The organism is Labilibaculum manganireducens (assembly GCF_963665805.2).
Classification (GTDB): Bacteria; Bacteroidota; Bacteroidia; order Bacteroidales; family Marinifilaceae; genus Labilibaculum; species Labilibaculum manganireducens.
In genome coordinates, this window is the sequence record NZ_CAXXEE010000003.1 from 2,017,335 (window position 1) to 2,039,213 (window position 21,879).

Annotated in this window: 18 protein-coding genes; 8 read left to right on the forward strand and 10 right to left on the reverse strand. The window is 35.1% G+C overall.

All coding sequences use genetic code 11. From position 1 onward, the window contains the following. The first annotated feature begins 11 nt into the window (after positions 1-11). Positions 12-848 (forward strand): endonuclease/exonuclease/phosphatase family protein, encoded by an 837-nt coding sequence (locus ACHZAX_RS07720; protein WP_320018662.1) that lies wholly within the window; start codon positions 12-14, stop codon positions 846-848. Positions 849-926: 78 nt separating this feature from the next. On the opposite strand, the gene ACHZAX_RS07725 is transcribed toward ACHZAX_RS07720, so the two are convergent. From ACHZAX_RS07725 to ACHZAX_RS07755, 7 genes are all read right to left on the reverse strand, one after another. Then, positions 927-1,718 (reverse strand): mechanosensitive ion channel family protein, encoded by a 792-nt coding sequence (locus ACHZAX_RS07725; RefSeq protein WP_320018663.1) that lies wholly within the window; start codon positions 1,716-1,718, stop codon positions 927-929. Between the two features lie 49 nt (positions 1,719-1,767). Next, a complete protein-coding gene (locus tag ACHZAX_RS07730) occupies positions 1,768-3,534 on the reverse strand; it encodes an APC family permease (protein ID WP_320018664.1) in 1,767 nt (588 codons plus the stop codon). A 731-nt stretch (positions 3,535-4,265) separates the two neighbouring features. Next, entirely contained in the window at positions 4,266-4,817 is a 552-nt protein-coding gene (locus tag ACHZAX_RS07735; protein ID WP_320018665.1) for a hypothetical protein, read from the reverse strand. After that, positions 4,814-5,185, reverse strand: coding sequence for a hypothetical protein (locus tag ACHZAX_RS07740; RefSeq protein WP_320018666.1), 372 nt, complete (start codon positions 5,183-5,185; stop codon positions 4,814-4,816). Before ACHZAX_RS07740 ends, ACHZAX_RS07735 begins: the two co-directional genes overlap by 4 nt. A 120-nt stretch (positions 5,186-5,305) precedes the next feature. Next, entirely contained in the window at positions 5,306-6,328 is a 1,023-nt protein-coding gene (locus tag ACHZAX_RS07745; RefSeq protein WP_320018667.1) for a hypothetical protein, read from the reverse strand. A 39-nt stretch (positions 6,329-6,367) separates the two neighbouring features. Then, on the reverse strand, positions 6,368-8,173 hold the full coding sequence (locus ACHZAX_RS07750; RefSeq protein ID WP_320018668.1) for a hypothetical protein: 1,806 nt from the start codon (positions 8,171-8,173) through the stop codon (positions 6,368-6,370). Between the two features lie 76 nt (positions 8,174-8,249). Beyond that, entirely contained in the window at positions 8,250-9,581 is a 1,332-nt protein-coding gene (locus tag ACHZAX_RS07755; RefSeq protein ID WP_320018669.1) for a hypothetical protein, read from the reverse strand. 679 nt (positions 9,582-10,260) lie between these two features. Here ACHZAX_RS07755 and ACHZAX_RS07760 point away from each other — a divergent pair. Then, positions 10,261-10,473: a hypothetical protein gene (locus ACHZAX_RS07760; RefSeq protein ID WP_101309161.1), complete on the forward strand. Its 213-nt coding sequence runs from the start codon at positions 10,261-10,263 to the stop codon at positions 10,471-10,473. Positions 10,474-10,658: 185 nt separating this feature from the next. Next, positions 10,659-11,396, forward strand: coding sequence for a DUF6261 family protein (locus tag ACHZAX_RS07765; protein ID WP_289528754.1), 738 nt, complete (start codon positions 10,659-10,661; stop codon positions 11,394-11,396). An 804-nt stretch (positions 11,397-12,200) separates the two neighbouring features. Here ACHZAX_RS07765 and ACHZAX_RS07770 read toward each other — a convergent pair. Beyond that, positions 12,201-13,055, reverse strand: coding sequence for a GNAT family N-acetyltransferase (locus ACHZAX_RS07770; protein ID WP_320018670.1), 855 nt, complete (start codon positions 13,053-13,055; stop codon positions 12,201-12,203). Positions 13,056-13,282: 227 nt separating this feature from the next. Between ACHZAX_RS07770 and ACHZAX_RS07775 the strand changes: the two genes are divergently transcribed. Next, the gene (locus tag ACHZAX_RS07775; RefSeq protein WP_101309238.1) at positions 13,283-14,065 is read left to right on the forward strand and encodes a hypothetical protein; all 783 of its coding nucleotides are present in this window, start codon (positions 13,283-13,285) and stop codon (positions 14,063-14,065) included. 224 nt (positions 14,066-14,289) lie between these two features. Here ACHZAX_RS07775 and ACHZAX_RS07780 read toward each other — a convergent pair whose 3' ends face one another. Continuing rightward, positions 14,290-14,844, reverse strand: coding sequence for a hypothetical protein (locus tag ACHZAX_RS07780; RefSeq protein ID WP_320018671.1), 555 nt, complete (start codon positions 14,842-14,844; stop codon positions 14,290-14,292). Positions 14,845-15,016: 172 nt separating this feature from the next. Between ACHZAX_RS07780 and ACHZAX_RS07785 the strand changes: the two genes are divergently transcribed. After that, entirely contained in the window at positions 15,017-15,244 is a 228-nt protein-coding gene (locus ACHZAX_RS07785; protein ID WP_101309157.1) for a hypothetical protein, read from the forward strand. 104 nt (positions 15,245-15,348) lie between these two features. Here the strand turns inward: ACHZAX_RS07785 and ACHZAX_RS07790 are convergent, their stop codons facing one another. After that, positions 15,349-17,625 (reverse strand): tetratricopeptide repeat protein, encoded by a 2,277-nt coding sequence (locus ACHZAX_RS07790; protein WP_320018672.1) that lies wholly within the window; start codon positions 17,623-17,625, stop codon positions 15,349-15,351. A gap of 378 nt (positions 17,626-18,003) precedes the next feature. Here ACHZAX_RS07790 and ACHZAX_RS07795 point away from each other — a divergent pair, with 378 nt between their 5' ends. From ACHZAX_RS07795 to ACHZAX_RS07805, 3 genes are all read left to right on the forward strand, one after another. After that, entirely contained in the window at positions 18,004-20,235 is a 2,232-nt protein-coding gene (locus ACHZAX_RS07795) for a hypothetical protein (protein ID WP_320018673.1), read from the forward strand. Positions 20,236-20,301: 66 nt separating this feature from the next. After that, positions 20,302-20,820 (forward strand): hypothetical protein, encoded by a 519-nt coding sequence (locus ACHZAX_RS07800; protein WP_320018674.1) that lies wholly within the window; start codon positions 20,302-20,304, stop codon positions 20,818-20,820. A 10-nt stretch (positions 20,821-20,830) separates the two neighbouring features. Further along, positions 20,831-21,760, forward strand: coding sequence for a tetratricopeptide repeat protein (locus tag ACHZAX_RS07805; protein ID WP_320018675.1), 930 nt, complete (start codon positions 20,831-20,833; stop codon positions 21,758-21,760). Positions 21,761-21,879: the final 119 nt, after the last annotated feature.

A 21,879-nucleotide genomic window follows, 5' to 3' on the forward strand; every position in this document is an offset into this window, starting at 1 on the left:
AAACCATGTTAATGAAAAATTATTTCTTCTTATTGCTTGTTTTACTGGCATTTGGATGCACAAAACAAGAACAGTCTCAAAAATTCATAACTTACAATTTGCGCTATAACAATCCCGGTGATGGAGTGAATTGTTGGGACGCAAGAAAAGCCAATGTTGTTGGTTTGATTACTAAATATCAACCTGATGTTTTTGGAACACAGGAAGGTTTGAACGGTCAGATCACTTATTTGGACAGTGCATTAACGGATTATTCTTATGTTGGAGTTGGGCGCGATGATGGAAAACAAAAAGGCGAGTATTGCGCTGTTTTTTACAAGACTGCAAAATATGAAGTAGTTAAGCAGGCAACTTTTTGGCTGTCGGAAACTCCGGAAGAAGTATCGGTAGGATGGGATGCTGCTTTGGAACGTATTTGTACCTATTTGCTTTTGGAAAACAAACAAAGCGGGGAGCGGTTTTATGTTTTTAATACTCATTTCGATCATATCGGTGAGTTGGCCCGACTCAACAGTTCTAAATTGATTTACAGTAAAATTACCGAGCACAATCCAGAGAAATATCCTTGTGTTTTAATGGGCGATTTGAATCTGACTCCCGAAACTGCGCCAATTCAATATTTGAGTGAGGTATTGGATGAAACAAAAAGTTTGGCCGGCGAAAATTGCTCCGGACCACAAGGGACTTTTAATGCATTTAAACACACCGAGCCGGTTACCGATCGCATCGATTACATATTTATCAGCAAAGGTGATGGGGTGGTAAATCAGTTCAAAATTATTGATGATCAGATAGAGGAGCGGTATCCTTCGGATCACCTGCCTGTTTTTGTTGAAGTAGTATTGTAAAAATTACTGTAGATAAAGAACCCCTCAGACTTTCAGCTCTGAGGGGTTTTATATTTTTATTTCAGCAATATTGGTAAGCTAATAAAGGCCGTTTTTAGTAAGATCCTCAATTGTTTTTATGAGAATCTGCGACTTAATCTGAAGGTGGTAAGCTTTGGATTTTGCTTTAAAAGTATCTATCCAATACAAGATTTTCACGTTCACAGTATTTGCTGCAAGTTCATCAATAACGATCACGGGTTTTTTATCACCGCTCAGAACCTCAGGAATTTCTGCTAAAATATTATTAATAATCTCCGAAACCTTTTTAAAGTCGACTTTGTAATCCAGTTTGATTGCTATTTCATATCGTAAAAAACCATCAATTGTATAATTGAATAACGGAGATTTTATAATTTGAGAATTCGGGATGAATACATCTTTGCCATCCAGTGTTTTAAGTATGCTTTCCCGAAGATTAAGCTCATTCACGTAACCAATTGTCCCACCAGTCTCAATTAGATCGCCTACTTTAAACGGGCTTTTAAATGCCATTAATATTCCGGAAAGAAAATTTTCACCAATATCTTTAAAGGCAAAACCAATTATAAATGTAGTGATTCCGGCACCAGCCATAATGTTTTTAGCAATTCCTCCCAGTCCTATGATATGAAGAAAAAAAACAAATCCGGTTATGCCGATCATAAAAGCAACAACTTTACCTAAAAAATTAGCGAGTAAGGGATTTTTTGTTTTAGGCTTAATTCTTTTAGTTACGATTTTCTTTATTAGCAGCGAAACCATTATAAACAGGAACAATATGATTCCTCCCAATCCAATTTTGGGCAGTAATTCTATTGTTTTGTTTGATATTTCCTGTAATTCGATCATGTTTGCTATGATTTAATTTAAAAAGTAAAATGAGATCTTTAAAAAGAATTTAAATGATCAGTCTCACGCCACCCAAATCTTCCACTTTATAAAGAAAATGATCTCCCGGTGATGCAATGAACATGAAGTTGATGGGAACTTTCCATTTGTCCGATAGTTCTTTAATTAGTTCCGGACCAAATTTTCCTTCAACAATTAAGGCTTCCACATCAATTTCCGGATACTCTTCGTCGATGATTGCAACCATTTTCTCAAAACTGCTTATAAACTGCGATTCATCTACGTTGGAAGGAGTGGCCACATGAACTATTTTCAGGTTTTTAGTGTGTTCGTTGTTTTTAATATATAACATTACCTTATTTAATACGGCTATATTATCGCGTTTTGTAAAGTAGACGAATTGCTGGGCGTTAATTGAATTAATAACATTATTTAGGTGAGAACTGATTTGCAGAAACCAGTTTTTAATGTAATTGAAAATGTAAATGGAGACACCTAATAAGGCTCTTAATATAGCAACCCGGTTCAACATTACAGAAATAAAAATAATAGCAGGAATAAAGTAGCTTAAAAATACACTCACATTCGAAGGTGCATTTTCATTCTGAGGTTCCATCAGAATATTTCCAACAAGAGCAACTATTACTGCGGTAATGGCAACAAAAACACTCAGCCATTTTGCTGTTTCCGGGCGTGGGAGTTTGGCTCTGCGAACCTTTAGCAGGATATTACCAAATCCGAAAAGAAACATAACCGATAGAAATGAAATGGTATAAACTCCGGCTAAAACCCCAACATTACCATTGGTAATCAGCAGAACAGAAACAGAAAGGATAAAGAACATGACAATGATTCGGTATGAACTGCCTCTCTTGTTTTTTCGCAAGAAAAATTGGGGTAGAATTCGATCCAAAGTCATTCGTTCAAGCAATCCTGAAACACCAATGTAAGAAGTTAAAACAGCTCCGCTCAATACCAAAACAGCATCAAGGGAAACGAGTGTTGACAGCCATTCTCCGGCTGATAAACTACCCATGTGGGACAATAGAGTTGTTGAGTATTCTGATCTTATTTCGGGAATAGGAACCAAGCTTAGTGCAAGGAATGCCATTAATGGGTTGATGATACTTACCACAACCCACATGTTTAAAAGTGTTTTCCGGAAAACTCCCGGTTGTTGTTCTTCTACAAAATTCGCAGAACTTTCGAATCCGGATATACCCAGCATAGAAGCAGAGAACCCCAAAAATATAGCCATGGTAATACTTCCTCCTATAGGCATGTTCCAGTTTTCGATGAATTGGGAAAATCCATTTTGAAACAAATAGATGAATATAAATAAAGCCAGTATGGACAATGAAAAAAGATGGAAAATAAAGATACCGGTTGCCACCTTCGCAGATTCTGTAATCCCGGAAATGGTGAGGATGGCAAAAACCAATAGGAGACCAACCGTAGCCATCATAATTGGCAATTGAGTAAATACATGATGAAAGTAATGCATTGCTTCGTTTGCAGATATTACCGCAGTGGCCATGTACGAAAGTATAGTTAGGGTTGCAGCCAATGAAGCCGTTGATTTGCTTGTGGTATTTAGCAATGCATTGTAGGCGCCTCCGTTTAAAGGAAGTGCACCAACTACTTCTCCGTAAATTTTCCGGAAAAGAAACAGAACCACAGCTACAATAAGCAGGGTGATCCATGCATACTGGCCTGCAAAGCCAATAGATAGGGCGGATACATAGAGTACAGAAGAGCTGATGTCATTTCCGCAAATAGCGGTTGAGGCCAAAACGCCAAGTTTTTTCTTGTTCATATTTTTTTGTAAAATTTGAGCGATCAGTTGGGTGTATTTTTTAAAATTAACCGATTCGTACAATTTATCGGAATTAAAACAATAAATCAATTTTGAATAAAAATTGAAAGTACATAAAATTTAAGACTAAACATATATAGGGAAATATAGTTTTATTACCCTTTAACCTGTCGGCACTTTGTTCACAATACTATTTCAAATTGCGTTTACGATCTTTACTTCGTTACGGTAGCCTCAGGAAGGGAAGGTGCTGTTTGTGCGGGTTTATTCTTTTTTTAATCACCTCAACCCCGGCCCTTCTCCTCATGGAGAAAGGAGTATTCCATATTCAAATTCCACACACAAGGAAGCTGTGTTCTCCTCTCCTGAAGGAGAGGGATAGGATGAGGTTCTTTGCATTGCGTTTGTACTTCGTTTGGAGTTATAGGGATTAACACCCTTTTCATTGGCACTTTGTTCACAATCTTTGATTTACTTCTTAATCACCCCTTCGCCTGTCGGCACTTCCCCTCAGGAAGGGAAGATTCAGTTTGTGAACGATTCTCCCTTTTTTAAGGGGAGATGTCCGAAGGACAGAGGGGTGCTTAGGTTTATAATCAAACTATTGCCTGGGAAAGCAAATATTTGTGTATAAAGAGTAGCTGAAGGAGAGGGATAGGGTGAGGTTCTTTGCATTGCGTTGCTTCGTTCGGGATGAAGCACAGAGGGCTTGCATTCTATTGCAAAACACTCTAGTGCGAAACCAACACACCAACCAATATTCCCACGCCAACACCAGCTATTCCGGTCAATACCTTCTGTCCGGTGGCATTCCATTTTTCTTTGCGGATCAGCTCATTGGCACGATCGAGGTTTTGCATCGAAGTATCGAGAGATTGTTGTGAGTACTGCAATGTTTTTTGCGTGCTTTCCAACGATTTTTGAGTGTATTCGATAAAATCGAGAGTGGTTTTTTCGCCTTGCCTGCAGTTGGCCAATAGTTTGCTGTACGATAATTCGTGCTCCTCCAAACGGGTTTCGTAAGCCTTAAGCAGATTTTTGCATTCTATATTATCATCTTCCAAAGTGGCTTTGTGGATGCTCTTGTAAAACTGGTATCTCGTTTTATTAATCAGATACATGGTATCGCAAACTACAACCAATGTATCGCCAACCACAAGCTGCAAAGGCGATTGGTTCGAGGTGCAATACTGAAGTGGAGACTTTTTTAGGCCCACGTGCTCCTGAGCGCCGGCAGTACAGCTAAATGCTAAAGTAATCAGCAATAGTAGAGTGTTCTTCATAATTCGAATGTGTTGGCATATTTTTGCAGTTCTTTTTTCATTTCTTCTTTTTTCAGAATCTGCTCTTTTAAAACTTTCAGTTCTTCCTTATTTCTTGTACCTCGTTGCTGTTCTTCCAACTCGAGAATATCGCGTTCGTTTTTCAGAATTTTCAGCTCATTTTCGGTAAACTCCAGTTTGTTAAGTACGAAACTTAGGGATTGCTGTGCTTTGCTGATGCTGTCTTTTAAAACAGACAGTTCTTTGTTTACCTGATTGATGGTATTTTGGGTTTCTTTTAGTTTGCTGTTGCCCGATACTACAAAGTAGAGCACCACTACCACTAAAATAGTGAGCACAAGAGTAAGGGCATTTTTAAATTTTTCCATAAAGAGTGGGGGATTGGTGTATACTATTTTGTGAAGTAGTTTTGGGTTAATAAGGTTTTGTCAATTGCCTGGTGTTGCTTTTATTGATGGGAATAATCATGAACTTTAAAGAGGTAGTCATTATACCAATTCATTATTTAGAATATCCGCTAATTCATAATATGCACGAAAAGAGTTATTGCCATTCATAGGTCTTGGTCTGTTTCTTAATTCAATTGTGTTTTCTGATAGAATGAAGACCTGTTTTTCGTCATTGGGAAGTTCTGACCAAATATTATTTTCAAGTAAGTGGTTTGCATATCCTTGAACTCTATTTCGGTAGCTTATATCGTAGTTTTCATCTTTTAAAAAGGTGTCAAAATCAGTATTGAAATTTAAAATAATTATATCTTCCACTTTGTATAGTTTTTCCATGACACCTCCACCATTTTTTCTGAAAGTCATATAAAGAGGTTTGTGTTTTATAATGTATCTGTCACGGTTTGGACATTCATATATTTTTAAATTGTCAATGGCTTGACGCGACCAGTCTTTGGTAGGTATTGAAAAAACTTCTTTTTCGTAGAATTTCATGGTTCCATTAATATTTGTTAGGAAATTAAAATAGTCATCAAGCAAGGTTTCTTTGTTAGGTTTAACTTGATATAATGCTTGTATTATATCGCTCCACGTAATTGAAATTAGGTTTTCATGATTAGTGAAACTAGGAAGCTTGGTAAGTGTAATACCATAACATTCTTTTTTGAACTCTTCAAGTTCTACAAATGCTTTGGTAGATATGTAATTTTCAATTTGCTGGTTTGTCTGATGAACAGATGTCCCCTTGTTGATACTCTTTGCTTCTATTAGTAACACTTTAAAAGGCTTACCATCTATGTAAAATCTTAATACAATGTCTGCGCGGTATTTATTTTCAGTACTTGATATTAATTCACAATTAACAAGTAAACGATCGATTTGATTCAGATCAATTTCACCTATTTTTGATTTAATATATTTAATTTCTAGAAATGCTTTTAGAGCTGTTTCAGATTTCGATAATAAAAGGCCTAGACCTTTTGTTTGCTGTGTTTCTTTGTCTCCAGATATCAAATCAAAATAGCTTGATTTAATTGAGCTATAGAGTCTAAAGGTTCTTTTCATATTATTGTATTTATTTTCCAAATTTACACATAGGGACATTTATGGTTTGCAAATAATATGTGTTTCAGCACTGACCTCATTACAACTAGAAATTAAGGAAGAAACAAACCAAAGTATTTGAATTACCTCGTTCTTTTCCTTAAAGGATTCATTTTTTTTAAGCTTTTCTAGTCTATCGGTTAATTCTTTTTTAGAAATGAAATTAATAACTAGGTAAACACATTTTGTTAAATTTGGATAAGATTTTAAGTCTTGGAAATATTGTATTGAATCATTTACAGAAGTACCTTTTCTAAGTCGATTTATATTTGTAATGGTTTTATTTAAAGCATACTTTTTATTCCAAGATTTTTTTTTCATTGCCCACTGATTGTCCGATGGCATAAGGTTACCTAGGTTTTTTTGAGCTTGCCCTACAATATCTTGGAAAGCAGATGCTGAAAAATTCGACTCTTTATATTTCGAATGAAAAAAGGAAATATTATCATCAGATAATCCAATATGATCTGCCCATTCATTACCTAAATCATCACATAGAAAAAAGGTGTAAGCAGGAAGAAATTCACTTTCAACAAACTCAAAAATTGAACCTATAGAAAAATTGGTTGATGTTTTGGTTACTTGACCTTTTTCACTTTTCACATTTGAAAGTGTAATATTTGGTTTAAATACTCTTAAGAAGGACTCTGTGTTACCAAGTAGACGACTGTCTCTAAATAATTTTCTATGGCTATAGATTAAATCAACTCGATCAAAATTGATAATAAAACTACTAGAACGATTAAAGTAATCTAAAACTGAAAGTTCTGTTTCATCAGTTAGTTTAATTCTAAGATCATTAAGTTTTTTAGAACGTAATGAAATTGATTTTGAATTTATTGCTAGTGATAAGTCATTTGTAATGGGAGATTCAACTTTAAAATATGGATTGCCATTATTGTTAATCTCTTTAACTTCCATAAGTCGTTTGAGATTGTTTAATACTCTAATTATATTAATTTCTTTCTCTCTGTTATCTTTGACCAATTTGATAGAATCAATCCTACTTGCTTCAAAATCATTATTCAATTTTGTGAGAAGTAATAGAATTGCAATTGGTTTTAGTGTTGATTTCTCTTTTTCAAAATCCAATGGAGTTGCAAAAGAGGATAAGAAATTTTCCGAGGCTTTAAATTTTTCAATTTTATTAATAATAATATCGGACCACTTTATGAAATAATCTAGATTGTTTTTCTTTCCAAATTTATTAATTCTGGAAGAATTTAAGGAAACCGATATTTTGTCATCGTCGTTACTTAGTCTAATATTACTAGGGATATAGCTATGTAATCCAAATGAAGAAACATTTTCTTTTAAATCAACAGCTTCGATACTTTTATGCCTAATTGCATTGTCTGAGATATTCATATTGTTCATGGATATTTTCTCAAAGGCAGTTGTGTTTTCAATGAATAAGGATGATATTATCTTATAATCTAATGGGAATATTTTTTGATTTAATTCTTTTATCCCAGAAATATTTCTTTTAGATATTGCTAAATATTTACCAAAATCAACAATCACTATATAGGCTAATTTTATTTCTTCCCAATCGGCAGTCTCTTCTTCAATGAATGTAGGTTTCTTTGGATATTTAAAGACACATATTGAATATTCCACATTTTTTTTCCCAATGGAGTAACTAATCTTTATTTGTTTTAATAAATATTTTCCGATTTTATCTGATGATGCATCTCTGAAAGTATCTTTAATTAATTTTATAGAAAGTAGATTAGGATTAATCTTTTTGTAGAAATATGCATTTTCATTTAAGATTAAATTATCAATTAACTCTTTTTGTGTCATAGTTAAGGGGTTAAATTTAATATTCCTTGAATGTATATTTATAGCAATTATATTTTAATGTGTTCAACGAATAATATTATTCTAGTTTAGACATTTTAACAATTTTTTCTGCTACCTCAACAAGATCTTTAAGACCGGGAGTTACTACCTTTTCTTCTTTTCCTTTTTCTCTTTTTCTTAATGGATCTTTATGAATTTCTTCAAGTGCAGTTTTAATGTAATGCACGTACTCTTGATTGTCTTCTGAACCGTTTTTCTTTAGTTGCTCAGAGAATCCCACGATTGCTTTAGATAGAACCATTTTATATGCATAATCTTCAATAATATTTTTCTGTTTTGTATATTGGTTGGCACAAAATACAGCTCCAATAATTGGAAGTGGTAATAATGAAATTCGGCCAATGATAATCCCTATTTCATTTGAGGAATTTTCTAAAACCCAAAGACCTAGAAGAATTGTCATTATAAGACAAATCATTGAGCCAGCTATCCAACCTCCAAATATCCAATAGTTGTTCGCTTTTCCGTAATGTTCTTGAAAGGCAGCGCTTATACCTTCTGCTGTTTTGTAGTTTAAAGCTTTTTTTGCTGAGTTTATTAAGGAAGTAGCCTCATTTAGAATTGAGACTCTTTCTTTTTCATAGTCTTGAAGCTTTTGGTTATTTTCAGCTGTATTTTGTTCTAATTCGTTAAGTCTTTTGTCTCTTTCTTGTACTCTGTTGGCAAAAGAGGTAATTAGTTTTTCATTTGATTTACATTCAGATAAAGAATCCGTAGATTTTCTGAAATTTTCTTCAGAAGCCTCTTTAAGGCTTAAAATATCTTGGTTTGTTTCACCAAGTATTGCGACATTTTCAATTAGAGCATCTCTTTGTTGTTCAATCTCAGATAATCCTATTTCGATTTTCTCTAAGTTTTCACTACTTGCTTCAAATTTTTCTTCAATTGCTGTTTTATTTACCTTAATCTCTTCTTGAATTTCTTTAATTCCAAAAAGCTCCTCTTGAACTTGTAATTTTAACTTTAATACTTCTTCAATTTCTTGTTCAAATTCGATTTGACGTTCGGAAAAACTTCTAACATTATAATTTCTTAATAATACTTTTAAAGCTTCGAATTGAGCGATGTAATTTGCAGGATTATTAAAATGGGTATCTATTCTTGTTAAATATTGAATAATAGTGTTGCGTTCAGCATGGGTAGAAAATTTAACAAATTTATTAGGCCATTTGGTTAAACATGAAATATCTGTCAGTAAAGCATCCACTCCTCCAAGAACTCCCTTAAATGTGTATTCATTTTCGCCTCCGTATGTTGTTGTGGCATATTGGGATTTACTAATCGTTTTTATTTTTTCTCTAATATTGTCTCTTAATGTTCGAATCTGAGTAACAGTTCCTAGTTCCATTGCATGTGAGGTTTAGAATTATTTATTATAATGTTTAAGTTTTAAAATCAGATTATTCATTTTACCTAGTTAAGAAACAAAACACCAACCTCCCTAAATATGTAAAAAGCCATTAGTGTTTATTTTATGCGATCCCCAAGGTAAGCATAAAAATAAAAGCACAAGTGGTTTTGTTTATTAGAATCAGTCCTGATAATTGTTTGCCGGTTAAATGGTGGGTTTCGCTTGTGGTAAGTGTTTGCCACTATTCCTAAGAAAAGGCGCAATTGTTTTATCCGGAAGAATAGGCTTGTTAGTCATTATTTTCGTGCTGTTTGTTATATTTTTTTTGATTTCCCCTCTTATTTGTTGGTTCGGTATCCGTTTAACCGTAAAAACAAAATAAATGCAATTTTTTTCATCCTTCCCAAAGGTGCATGTTTACTTGATTTTTTGCAAAAATACGACATAATAGTTGGTGTGGATTTGAAAAAACTTGTATTAAAATTAATATTGTTCAATTATTATTTTCTAACTTAGAAACCGTTTTGTTAAGGAGAATGACTCGGCCGAGGCATTTAGTTTCATAAAAAGGAAGTGTAGAAGAAGTTGGGGGAGGATGGAGCCAGCAAGCATCGTCAGCGAAGGGTATATTTTTGTGCTTAAATTGAGGAATGCCCATGTTTAAAGGGTTTTCGTAATGGCAATATTGTCCTCGCTTTGGAGCGGAGGTGTTTTGAGCATAATAATAGTGTCATTTGCAGACTGCGAAGGCGTTTTTTTTATTGTAAAAGTATTATCGCTTTGGAGCGGAGGTATTATTGGCATAAAAAAGGTGGTTTTTACTGGTGCGAATGCCTTTTTTCCAATCCAAAAGCTGTTTCGCAGCAATGCGAAGGGGGTTTCGAAATGAAAATGGAGTCATCTGCTTGGTGCGAAGATACTTTCGACATACTGATACCTGCTTCGCTTTGGAGCGAGAGCATTATCGTCCTAAAAATGGGGCAATGGAACAAATGCGAAGTGAGTATTGTGTATTGATTTACTGTCTTCGCCAATTAAATTGAAGGTTTTTATCGAATTTTAAAGTATAAGAAAATGAAAATTGAGGGTTTTAGTATAAGTAGATTCAGAAATGCTGAATTTGTATCGTTGGGAAGTGATGTAGTTGCAATTACCAAATCGTACGATTGGGTAGGGCTTGGTATTCCTGGTTTTTATACTCGGGTTGAAACCAGTTTGAATAATTTGGTGGTTCAGTTGAATAAACTGAATACGACAACAGAAACTGCCGGAGCGGGTCTTGCCGACAAGCAGTTTAACAATGCATGGAGGGCTTTAAAGTACATTTGTTTGTGTTACGAGCTGCATCCGAATGAGGATAAGCGCAAGGCTGCTGCTGTTTTAATCAATTTGAGTAAAACGCATGGCTACAATTTGCATCAGGAGAGTTTGCAGGAACAAAATGCAAAAGCAAAAATGTTTTTAGCCGATTGCGAAAATGTAGAGGAAGCAAAATTGGCAATACAGCAATTGGGAATTAAAGATATTGTTGATAATGTGCAAATAGCCTTGGATGCGCTTGTTTTGATTCTTGATGAACGAAACAGTAAAAATGCGGATCAGAAACGTGAGAACGACACCAAATTATTTCGTAAGGAACTTACTGAAAGTTTAGATGGAATGTTTAAATATATGGAATCTATGTCGGGTTTGGTTTCGGGTGGCGAACTGGATACTATGATTAAAAAAATTAATGAGAGCATTCTGAAATTGGAAATGTCGCAAAATATGAGAGGCCGCCGCAAATCGGAAGAACTTGCCGAAACAGAATAGATTTTTTGGTTTTTAATATTGCAATATGGTTTGATTAATTGCAATGTCCCCCTTACAGATGGTTAGCTGTTTGGGGGATTTTTTTTGAGACACTTTAACCCAGGTACTTCTCCTTGAGGAGAAGCTTCATGTCGATTTTGATTTACTTCTTAATCACCCATAGCCTGTCGGCACTTCCCCTCAAAAAGGGAAGACTTTGTTTGTGAACGATTCTCCCATTTTAAGGGGAGATGTCCGAAGGACAGAGGGGTGTGTTTTGTTTGCCGATTGATTTACTTCTTAATCACCCCATCGCCTGTCGGCACTTCCCTCAAAAAGGGAAGACTTTGTTTGTATGGGTTTCTTCTGTCCGAAAGACAGAGGGGTGTGTTTTGTTTTCCGATTTTGATTTGCTTCTTAATCACCCCATCGCCTGTCGGCACTTCCCCTCAAAAAGGGAAGATTTTGTTTGTATGGGTTTCTTGTTTTTAATCACCTCAACCCCGGTACTTTTCTTAAGGAGAAGGGAGTGTTCCACATTCAAATTTCCTGCATTGGGAAGCTGTGTTCTCCTCTCCAGAAGGAGAGGGATAGGGTGAGGTTCTTTGTATTGCGTCCGCATTTCGTTTGGAATTATTGGGATTGGTACCTTTTCATCGGCACTTTGTTCACAATATTATTTCAAATTGCGTTCACAATCTTCACTGCGTTACGGTACCCTCAAAAAGGGAAGACTTTGTTTGTGAACGATTCTCTCATTTTAAGTGGAGATGTCCGAAGAACAGAGGGGTGTGTTTTGTTTGCCGTATTTAAGAATTAGCAATCTTACAATTCCATTACCATCTCAAACTGTTTGCCACTAGCTAAAATTGAGTTTGATTTCAGGAATTCCGTAATCGATCCGCACGCTGTTTCTGTATTTAGGCATTTTATAGAGTCGTGCTGATTCAATTTCACCATTTCTTTAAGAAGCAGACTGCCAATGCCTTTTCGTCTGTTTTTTGGCTCAACTGCTATTTGGGTAATGTCGCCCGATTTTGCTTCGAAAATACCATAAGCCAATAGTTGCTCTTCTTTAAAAACTCCCAGTAATTTAAAATTATCCGGCTTTCTTGATATCGCTTCGAAGCTATTTTGCCAGGATGGCGTAAAGTCGCAAAAAGAGCTCAATGTTTCTGCTTGTGATAAATCGATGGTTTCAATCTTAAAATTTGCAGGTGCGCTTTTAGAGTTTAATTTTAGTTCTTCATTTTTCTGAACGAAATAGTTGAACTCACGGCTCACACAAAAGCCTAGCTTTTTATATACTGATATTGCTTTTGTATTGTGCTGCAATACCTCCAGCAAGTATTTCGAAATACCGGCCTCTTTTAAAAATGGAATTGAGTAATTGAATATTTTGCCTGCCAATCCTTGTCCCCGATATTCTTTGATTGTTCCGGTTCCCGTATCGTAGGCCATTTTAGTTCCGTTAAAGGAACCGATTCCATTGCAGGTAAAAGCGACTAACTTATTTTCATCAAATGCACCAAAGGATAGTTCAGGAACGAATCCTCTGCGGTGCAGCATGGTTTCTAATTCACCACTGTCCAATTGTATTTCATAATCGTTAAATGCCAGGCTAAAAGCTCCGAAAAGCTCAGGAAAAGGAACTCCTGCTAAAGATTTTATTGTAATCATGATCAGCTTACTTGTTTTGAATGAAGTTTAAATCCGAATTTATCAAAAGCTCAATGATTAACAAAACATGCAGTATAATTAATTGGCGGAATATTCTTTGCTGTTTCTAATTTTGATTTGTTATGAATAGCCATTTGATAGATTGGTTGTTATTATCTGCAGTTTTTATATTGTACAAAGAGATAAAAAGCTGTAACTTAAGTCTTATTCACCTAAAACTGGTTGTTATGAAAAAAATATTACTATTTGTTGCTATGGTACTGTTTTGTGGAATAGGCATGGCACAGCAGGAACGGTTTCTGGTTTTTGAATTTATGAAAGTTTCCAACGATAAGGAAACAAATTATTGGGAGACAGAAACTTTTTGGGAAAAAATACATGCTGAACGGGTTAAAAGCGGAGAAATTAAAGGCTGGGATTTATGGTCATTAAAACCTGGTGGAACAGAACAGGGTTATCAGTATGTAACAGTGACTATCTACGACGATCCGGTAAAAGCTTTATCGGATGGGGATGTGTGGGGTGCAGCTAAAAAGGCTTATCCTGATATGTCGGATGAAGAGTTAAGGAAAGCATTACAGGATGGTGAGAAATCGAGGGAACTTAGTAAAAGAATGTTTTTAAAAGTAATTAAGACCACCGACGATAATTTTAAGATGGATATAGGAACTGTAATGAGAATGAACTTTATGGAGGCAACTAATGGTAAAACAAATGAGTATGAGAAGGCTGAGATAAATCTTTTTCTTCCAATGCATCAGGAAAGAGTAGAAGCCGGAACCATGAGTCATTGGGCTTTGGCAAGAGTTCTGATGCCTTCGGGCAGTAAAGTTCCGACCACTCACATGACTTTTGATATGTTTAAAGATTATCTTCATTATTTTGATGCCTATGGCCGCAATGAAGTATTTAATGTTGATGCCGAAACACAAATGAAAATAGATGAAGCAGTAAAAACAAGAGATCTGAATTGGACTTATTTGGGAACCTTGAAGAAAACTGTGAAATAGATGATATAGAATTAATCATAGGAGGCTGTCCAAAAAGTAGGATTTCAATAATTGGGTGTCATGTTGAACTTGTCGAAACATCTCATTTTAAATGAGTAGATTCTTCGTCCCGATTCATCGGGATCAGAATGACAGATGTTCTTTCTTTTTGGACAGCTTCTTATTTTTTCAAAAAAATAGCTCAGGAGCGAAAATTGGTTTTCATCTTTAATTTGTATTCATTATTACATACCAGTCCCATTCGTTTGGATCTCCAACACCAACACTGGGTGTGTATCGGAAAATACCAATCTTTTTACCACTCTTAAGATATCTGGATACAATTGATAAATGATTAACTGCATTCCAAATGGAATCAAGTGGATATTCAACTCCTTCTTCCGGGAAAATGATTTGAAATTCATCATCGGCAGGTTTTTCAACCGGAATATCCAAGGTGGCAAACTGTGAGGGATAATAGAACCATCTTGGAATTTTAAATGTCCGGTTCCATTCCAAACTATCGATCCATCAAAAATTAACTCATTACCTGGTTCATAAAACAAACTAATATTCCCAAAATCTCCAGGAGAGTCGTAATCTGCACCAATTGGAATTGTATCAGCATCTGAATATTCGGCATGCAGAAAGAGCTCCGTGCCTTGCTCAAATTCGTAATTTGTGTAGTCAACCTGCAGCAATAAAATACTCTGCTTGTGCTCGTGAAAATAAACATCATCCGAATCGTCTAAACAACTCGTCATTAATCCTAGTAATACAAAAAATATCCATCTCTTCATCATTACAAATTTTAAAATTACCAGTTTAATCACCACAAAAATAATGCCTTATCGAACCAAGAAGTGGGTAAAGCATTACATGATGGTGCGAAATTGGGGGAACTTAGTAAAAGAATGTTTTTAAAAGTAATTAAGACCACCGACGATAATTTTAAGATGGATATAGGAACCCATGAGTCATTGGGCTTTGGCAAGAGTTCTGATGCCTTCGGGCAGTAAAGTTCCGACCACTCACATGACTTTTGATATGTTTAAAGATTATCTTCATTATTTTGATGCCTATGGCCGCAATGAAGTATTTAATGTTGATGCCGAAACACAAATGAAAATAGATGAAGCAGTAAAAACAAGAGATCTGAATCGGACTTATTTGGGAACCTTGAAGAAAACTGTGAAATAGACAATGTTATGCTGACAATAAAAGAGTATTTCTGTTTGGAAATGCTCTTTTATTGTTGATATAATTAGCCTATACAATATTGTCTGGTTTCTCAGTTTGTTTTCTTAGCATTCGCCAATGGATTCCGTTTTTGAGTGTTTTTGCATACCTTCTACTATATTTTCCAGTTTTTCAGTTGGTTTCAGATCCAGCTTTTTTCTTAGGCGATAGCGGGCTGTATTTACACTTGAGGGTGAAATCATGAGGATTCCTGCCATTTCGCGGGTTGTTAAGCCAAGCTTGATAAGAATAAATATCATGATCTCATTTCGTGATAGAAAAGGATATTTGCTTTTAAGATTACTAATGAAGTGAGGGTTTTTTCGGGTGAACAAGAATAGGTAGTCGTCCCAATCTTCTTCAGTACTTAGTTTAGAGCTGAGCAGACATTCTATTTCGTTAAATTCAGAATTGTTTGGGGCGATGAGTTGATTCTGTTTTAGTTTTGCATTTAGCTCTTCAATAATAATCTCCTTGGCTTGAATTAAGTCTTTTGAATTCGATATTGCTGATTTGTGTTTCTTTGTTTCCTTCTCCAATTCTTTTTTTGCCAATTCATTTTTATTGATTTCCTTATGAAATCGTTTCGTTTTTCGTTTCAGATACAGAAAAAGGAATCCTGTAAGGAGGAGACATAATGAAATGTAGAAGAGTCGAAGTGAAAAAATTCGATTAAACAGACGCTTGTTTTCTTTTGTAAGCAGCTCTTTTTCCTTTTTTGCCAGCAGCATAGCAAAATCACTATCTTTCTTATACAAAGCCAGGGTTTGATCCCGTTCACGAATTTTTGAATTAATTTTATCTGTCTCGGCAAGATAAAAATAGGCACTGTCAGGCTGCTGCAATTTTTTATAAATTATTGAAAGACTTTTTGCTGCACTGGCGCGTTCGTAAAGCCGTTTCATCGATTTATAGTTTCTCCAACTGCTAAGAATATATTTTTTTGCCGGCAAAAGACTATCCATTGCCATGTAGCACTTACCTATGGTGAGTTTACTTAAATTGGCCGTCGGAATTATATTGAATTTGTTTGCTAAACATTGAGCTTTTATGGCATGTTTTAATGCTTTGTCTGGTTCCGAATCAAATTTTAAAATATTTTCTGCTTTGTAAATGAGATAAGTGGCTATAAACTTTTGGTCTTGGCAATTGGCAAGTAAATTTTCTGTAGCGGCCAAATAATACAAACTTGAATCCTTTTCGTTGTTTAACATGAAATTAATGGCGAGATCAAGATTTACTTCAGCAACTTTGGCTTTTAGTCCTAAACTTTGATTGCAATTCAATGATTTTTTGTAATACTTTTTGGCATCCTTATAGTTATTCCATTTTGCCATGAGATTTCCCAGCTGCAGATAACCTATTGCAATTCCTATGCTGTCTTTTCTGTTGTGAAATATTTCAATTCCATCATAAAGTAAAGATACCCCGGCTCGTAAATCACCAATGTGCTCGTAGCATTTACCTAAATTGGTATTTATATAGGAAATCATATTGGTGTCGTCCTGTTCTTGTGCAAGAGTCAGGGCCTTTTTATAATTGATAATTGCTTTGTCATACCTGCCTTTTGATGTGTACAAAACACCTAAGTAGGCTAAGTCCTGAAAGTTGTCTTTCCAATTCGTACTGTTTTGACTAATTTCTACGGCTTTTAATAAATAGTTTTCCGCCTTTATTAAATCAGAATTTTGATTGTAAAGAAAAGCGATATTGGAGTAATAGGCTCGTTTGATGTTATCCGATACGTTCTGGTTTTTTTCAATGAGTGAATTGAAAAGTTCAATTCCTTCCGACATTTTGGAGGCATACCAATAACAGTAAGTCATTTGTTTCAAAACGCCTTTGCAATATTCTCCAATGTGTTTGTTTTCCTCTTCAGCAAGTATTTTCATTGAATGATCGTATGCTTTCTGATAAAGGTCTATGGCTTTTGGATATTCATGAAGGCGTTGGTAACACTTAGCTTGTAGATATAGACCCTGTACAATTTCATCTTTTTTCTTCAGTTTTTCAGCCAATTCAAAAATAGTATCTGTCTTTTTTACAGCCTCTAAATACATTTGCTTCGAAAACAGACCAGAGCCCCAGTAAAGAGTTGATTTAAGAAGGGCAATAGAGTCGTTTAATGCAATGGCCTGCTCGTGGCATCGAGAGGCATAATAAATAATCGTATCTCCATTTTCACCATAGCCAAATGTCTCAGCTATTTTCAAATTTGTTCGAAGTTGTTCTGTTCCGTATTGTGTTTTAGAAATAAGGATCAGTGAATCGATTTTTGGCTGTGTATATCCCGAAATAGAAATGAGAAACAGGAGGAGTGAGAGGATTTTTTTTGCTGTCATAAATAAAAATAATGTAAAGGGTAGTCAAATGTAAAAAATAAGATGAAATCTGGCAATGTTGAATATGTGTTAATGGAGTGTTTCATAACAGGCTGTAATTAAGATAGTAAATCAAAAAGGATGTAAATGTCTATTGTAATGTCTATTGGTGTTGTTTCTCACTTATAGGGGGATTGTTCATATTTGCGATGCTTGCAGCAGATACTTTGAGATTATGATGAAGGCTTTGTTTCAGTAAACAGGAATCGGAATAATATAGGCACATTATTGTAAAAGCAATGTGATTAAGCTTGAATGATTTTAATGTTGCCTGCAGCTTATTTTTTTTGAAAAAGATACTTAAAATCAATTTATAATAATTATTAAATTTTTAATGTAATGAAGAAAAATCTACTCGTTTTACTTAGCTTGATTTTGATTCCTGTATTGGGAAATTCTCAATCGTTTAAAGGGAAAGATAAAGTGAGTTTCTTTCAAGCTCCTGCAGAAAAGGTGAAATTTTCATCTGCAAATGTATTTTTATCAACAGATAAAGCTTTACAGGAAGCTAAAAGAGAAACATCAAAAGCAAAAGTATCTAAGTTTGGTTCAAAATTAGGTGGTTTTGGTGCGGCAATGGCTGGTGCAGTTAATAAAACCATCGATAAAGCTGCTGAAATCAACAAAATGATAGATGCAATTAAAGATGAAGAAGGCAGATTTGCAGTATGGAATTTTGTTCCTGCATACATTAAGTATGACATGAACAGTGTAAAAGAGAAAGTAAATGTTGAAATTTTTGTTCTTTCAGAGACACCTAAAACTGAGATGGGAACAGAGGAAAGAATGCCAACTTCACCAGACAAAGAAGGGTATTATCTTGTTCCTTGGAGTGTAAACTGCAGATATCAGGTGACATCAGCCCGGGGAGAGGTAATTTATGAGGATAATTTAGGTTTGGTTTCCGGTAAAACCAAAACTAAAAAATACACACCCGCGGCACCGGCAAAACTGGGAAGTATTTCCCAGGCACCTGCTAATGATGCTCTTTCAGTTTCAGATGAGATTGGTGTGAACGAAGCTTACAAAAGAGTTCATAAAGAAGTATTCTCACATTTTGGATTTGGTCAGTTTACTGTGGCTGCAAAACTGGGAAGTATTAAGGAAATTAAAGAATTGAATAAACTTACCAAGCCAACTGTTGCTTTATTCGAAAATAAGAAGGGTTTATTGCTTAATAAAGATGAGAAAGCAACATTAGCGGACTATATTAAGGTTTTAGAGCCAAATATCAGCAAATGCTCTGATAAGACAAGATGGGTTGCATACCACAATTTATCTTTGTGTTACGCATGGATGGAAAATGTTGAAAAATCTCAGGAGTACCTGAAGAAGTATGCCGGCGAAATAGAGGATACCTTCGGGAAAATTAAAGTTTTCAATCAATTGGTTAAAGGGGAGCTATCTAAAGAGCAACGTGTTGCTGCCAAAGCGGAATATGGATCTATAGCTATCGGTACCAAGGATATGAAGAAATATTCGAACTACAAAGACATTGAGAGTTTTGTAAATTTTTATCCAAAAGGGGCAAATGCATATCCGGCTTTATTGACTACTATCAACAGAAACTTGTCGCAGTTTGTAGATTTTTATGCACACAACGATTTGCTGTGTCAGTTGTTCGAGCTTGATTACCCATTTCAATTCCTTCCTTTACAGGACTTTACCGGATTGCCAAAAACCATGACTGGACAAATAACTAAAGAAGGTGATGAACCAGTTGATTTTACCGTGAAGTTTGATAGCAAACGCAGAGTGAAAAAATTGGAAGCCAGCCAAATTGGTATTGCAGAGGATGGATCAAAAGACAAAATTATTACCCGTGATATCAAGCCTGTTTATAACGAAGCGGGAAAATATGCCTATATGGAAGTAAACGCAGGAATGTTTGCAGAATATTATGGCAAGACTACTTCCTATACAAAGATTGATGAAATCAGCGATCCTTTGGTTGGAGCTACTCATGGTGCAGCCAATAATATCACCAAAAATATCGGCTTTATGGGAGGCAAAGTAAGCGAGGAAGATGTGCAATTGATGGTTGATCTTGAGGGGAAAGTTTACTTTACAGGAAAGTCGGCTTTACCACGGGTAAATGCCATTTTCAAGGATCTTTTAAATGCGAATGGATTTGTTCCTAAAAGACCAAAAACCACAACAGAATTCGAAACGATTGCTTCAATTAACGAAGATGGTGTCTTTACTGAATGGAACTGGAATGGTACAACCCATACTCATTTAGCTGGTTCGAAAGGGGTTGGACAACAAAATATCAATGCAGATAAAATGATTAGAGACATGAAATTTTCTTCAGTTGATGATCATGGCAATCCTGTGAAAATTCATTACGATTTAGATTTAGCAGGTAAGTTATCGATGAACGAGAGAATGAGTTTCAAAGGTTTTATGAATTATGCATTCCTTGCTGGAGCCGGTCCTCAGGTTAGTTCTGATAATTTTACTATTGATACCGGTATGGATTGGGATTGTGAGTTTGTTTATGATGCCCAAGGCAACTGGACAGAGATGAAAGTTGGTCCTTATAAAGCAACCAGAACTTTTAAATATTAATACAATTCAAGTGTTGGGCAGATCGTAAAGGTCTGTCCAATTATTTTATTCTAAAATAGAATTCTAATGGTAAGAGACTTATTTAAACAGTTTACCGGATTTCTTTTTGCCTTTTTTTTACTGTTCTCTACGCAGGTTTCGGCACAATTGGTAAATGTAATTTCAACCTCGGCAGAAGACGAGTTAATTAAAAAGTATAATTTCTTTTCAATGGTTGAAGTTGAATCAGACATAGCAGTTGGACAAGAATGTGTTAAGGTAAAAAATATATCAGATTTGCCTCTTTTGTTTTTTAAAGAGGCAATGTTTACTCCCAATCGTGCAATCGAAGTTCATTTTATGGATGCAAATAGTGAGAATATGGTATTGGAGCACAACAAAAGTGAAGATGATATCTTTTTCGTGAAATGCAGATTTGTGGTAGGAGAGTATTCAAAATCATGGTTTGTGCTTCTTGATGATCATGCTGTTGTGTTGGAAAATTGTGCAACTCATAAATATTTAGGACTTACTGAAAAAGGAGATTTTTATCCTGTAAATGAGGTGAGGGATGCCTCACGTTTCGAATTAATACATCACTTTTAATTTGTAAAATATGAAAAAGACATTACTATTTTTGAGTCTGATCCTGTTTTGTGGTGTGTCAATCGCTCAGGAGATATTTGCTCCGGCTTTTAAGATGACTAAAGAACCTCTTTTGCGGCCTAAGATTTACATTGAACCTGCTGCAGTAAGCGGGGATGATATCCCTTTCGATATTGATACTTTACTGAAAAGTAAATTCGAATCAGGTAATTGGATTAATTCTCCAAGAGGTAAAGGTTTGCGCATAGAAAAGCACTGGAGAGATATGAAAATCTATTCGTTGGCAACAAGTAAAGAAGAGGCGGATGTAATTCTACAACCACGATTGAATTACACAGCTAAATCAGAAAAAATTGACACCTGGCTGCATGAATTTAAAGGAAGAGGTGGAGTGAAAATTCCATTTAAAGAGGTTCGTGCAACAAATTCGCTTGATGTTAATATAGTTCTTGATTTGAAGTATAAAGATAAGTCTACTTCTTCTGATACAATTTCATACGAAACGAAATCGGTATTGAAGAAAGGGAAAAAACTGATATCCATTGAAGAGATGAATGAGAAATTAGTGAAACAAATTGGCTCAAAATTGTACTACTTACAGCACTTTGCCGAATGTGATATGATTTGCTACCGTTTTCCTAAACTTAAGATAAAAGATAAAGAACTAAAGAATGATATAAAAACCATTCAAACTTTGTTGAATGAGGCCAGGTTAAGCGATGTGGCCAATATCTACCGAAAAATTATTGATAAAGAACCTTCACCAGAAGCCCATTTATGCTTGGGTATTTGTTATGAATTGGCAGGAGATATCAAAAAGGCAGAAGCAGAGTTTAAACACAAAATAGATTTTCATATTAAAACGAGAATGAAATCTAATAATCAGATATATGATTATTTTCAATCAATAGGTATCACCTTAAAAGGAGTTGAGATTTAGTATAACATTATTGTATTTTAGTTAGAAAGAAATCCCGTTAATAGTATTGGCACTATAGCGGGATTTGCTTTTTTTCTTATATTCTGTTTATGTAAAAGCGAGTATAAATGTGAATTTGA